The organism is Promineifilum sp. (SeqCode) (assembly GCF_041918635.1).
Lineage (GTDB): Bacteria > Chloroflexota > Anaerolineae > Promineifilales > Promineifilaceae > Promineifilum.
In genome coordinates, this window is sequence record NZ_JAYRVJ010000035.1 from 1 (window position 1) to 2,561 (window position 2,561).

Annotated in this window: 3 protein-coding genes; 2 read left to right on the top strand and 1 reads right to left on the bottom strand. The window is 65.2% G+C overall.

The genetic code is table 11. The annotated features are described in order from the left end of the window. Positions 1–105 precede the first annotated feature (105 nt). Together cofC and ACE3UY_RS01170 are read left to right on the top strand one after the other, a co-directional pair. Positions 106–711 (top strand): 2-phospho-L-lactate guanylyltransferase, encoded by a 606-nt coding sequence (gene cofC, locus ACE3UY_RS01165; protein WP_374685719.1) that lies wholly within the window; start codon positions 106–108, stop codon positions 709–711. A 180-nt stretch (positions 712–891) separates the two neighbouring features. Then, positions 892–1,890, top strand: coding sequence for an LLM class flavin-dependent oxidoreductase (locus ACE3UY_RS01170; protein WP_374685720.1), 999 nt, complete (start codon positions 892–894; stop codon positions 1,888–1,890). A 64-nt stretch (positions 1,891–1,954) separates the two neighbouring features. On the opposite strand, the gene ACE3UY_RS01175 is transcribed toward ACE3UY_RS01170, so the two are convergent. Beyond that, a partial coding sequence (locus ACE3UY_RS01175; RefSeq protein ID WP_374685721.1) for a multicopper oxidase domain-containing protein occupies positions 1,955–2,561 on the bottom strand: 607 nt, incomplete at its 5' end.

A 2,561-nucleotide genomic window follows, 5' to 3' on the forward strand; every position in this document is an offset into this window, starting at 1 on the left:
ACTAATGCTCCTGTCCTTCACATTAAAGGATCGTTCTGCTCATTTAGCCTGCATAGGGCCGCTAATTGCGCCCATCCACTTTACTTCGGATATAATGCGCCACGCATGACCACTCACGCCATCATCCCCGTCAAGCCCCTCTACCAGAGCAAGCGCCGGCTGGAGCACCTGCTTTCGGCTGAGGAGCGCGCCGGGCTGATCTACCGCTTCTTGGATAACCTGCTGGCCGCGCTGGACGCCGCGCCGTCGGTCGATCACGTCCTGGTCGTTACCGGCGACCCGGCGGTGACGGCGCTGGCCCGCGAGCGGGGGGCGAGCGTCCTGGTCGAGGCCGCGCCGGCCGGGCTGAACGCCGCCGTGGCCCGCGGCGTGGCGATGGCCGCGGCAGAGGGCGCGACGGCTGTCCTCATCCTGCCCGCCGACCTGCCCTTCGCCCGCGTCGAAGACATCGAGCAGATGCTTCACCCCCTGACCACCGACCACCACCCGCTGATCGCCCTGACCGGCGACGAGGCGGAGGAGGGCACGAACGCCCTGCTGCTGGCCCCACCCGGCGGCTTCACCTTCCACTATGGCCCCGGCAGCTTCCGCGCCCACCTGGCCGAGGCCGCGGCGCGCGGCCGCGCCGTCCACGTCATCCACGCTCCCGGCTTGCGCTTCGACCTGGATACGGAGAGTGATTGGTTGGTGTATAGCGGGTATTTGGTGTAGGCGGGTAGAGAGCAGGGGAGCGGGGGAGCAGGGGAGCAGGGGAGTGGTTGATCGTTAGTCGTTGCCAAGATATGGCAGGGCAAAAGACGGTAGGCCGCAGGGTGACGGGCTCTCCCCCGCACCCCTGCTCCCCCGCACCCCTGCCCTTCGTCTGTCATTCATCGTTACAAGGAGAGTCCCATGGATCGCGTAGCCCTTTATCTTCAGGACGCCCACTCATTGCAGGAGGGCATGGAACTGGCCCGGTACGCCGAGGCCAAAGGCTTCGAGGCCGTCTGGCAGGCGGAGAGCCGGCTGGTGCGCGACGCCATCGTGCCGATGGCCGCCTTCGCCGCCGTCACCGACCACATCAAGGTCGCCAGCGGCGTCATCAACAACTGGACGCGCAACATCGGCCTGCTGGCGGCCACCTTCCTGACGCTGGACGACCTGGCCCCCAACCGCGTCATCTGCGGCATCGGCGCGTGGTGGGACCCGCTGGCGAAGAAGGTCGGCATTGACCGGCGCAAGCCGCTGCTGGCGATGCGCGAGACGGTCGAGGTGCTGCGCCGGCTGCTGGCCATGGAGAACGTCACCTTCCACGGTGAGTTCCACCACGTGGACGGCATCCAGCTCGACGTGGTGCACGGCCGGGTGGAGCCGCGCAACGTGCCCATCTACATCGGCGCGACGGGCATGAAGATGATGGAGATGGCCGGGGAGATTGCCGATGGCGTGTGTCTCAACTACCTGGTCAACCCCAGGTACAACGCTGAGGCGATGGACGCACTGGAGGCGGGGGCCAAGAAGGCGGGGCGCCATATCGACGATATCGACCGGCCGCAGCTGGTCATCTGCTCGGTGGACAACGACCGCAAGCACGCCCTGGACATGGCTCGCAAGATGATGACGCAATATCTGGGCCAGCAGCCGCACCTGATGAAGGCCAGCGGCGTCAGCCAGGAGTTGCTGGACGAAATCCACCAGGTGCTTACCTGGCCGGCCACGGAGGAGGAGATCGAGGGGGCCATGCACCTTGTGCCCGACGACGTGGTACAGATGTGCACGGCCAGCGGCTCGCCAGACGAGGTCAAGGCCAAGGTGCGTGAATACATTGCCAGCGGCGCGACCTGCCCCATCCTCTACCCGCTGGGCGACCCGAAGCTGATGATCGACATCTTCAGCACGGGGTATAACTAGCTGTCCAATGCGGCCAATGGTGGCAGGTCGCTACGTGCTACCTGCCACCTGCCGTTATCCACGGTTAGGGTATCGTAGGCGGCATCGGCTGGCCGGGCTGCGCTGGGCCAACGCGGTACGGCCGCATCATCTCATTGTCCTCGTGCTCAACAATGTGGCAATGCCAGACATATTGCCCGGCGACCTCGAACTTCATCTTCACGCGGGTCACCTGGCCGGGGTAGGCAATAACCGTATCCTTCCAGCCGTTCTCCCAAGGCTCCGGTCCGGTTGGCGGGGAATTTGCATCGACCTGGAACGTGGGGTGCATTCCAGCCTCGTCCACGATGACATTCTGGCGGTTCACCAGTTGAAACAGCACCTCGTGGACGTGCATGGGGTGGGCGTCGGCCGTGCCGTTGTAGAACTCCCATACCTCGGTCGCGCCGACCGCCGGGTTTTCAGTGACAGGTTCCATCCACATCTTCGGCATCGCATGGCCGACACCGTTGTTGTCGAAGTGAACCATACCGAGCAATGCCTCGGCCGGAGCGTCGTCAAAGTGCGCTGACATATGCTCTAACAGGGCCAGTGGCCGTGTTACCGTCGCCGCCGGGAGGGGCGCGATGGTTGGCAGCTTCAGGAACTGCGGTGGCGTCGTCGGGTCGGGCGCCCGGGCCGGCACGACGCGA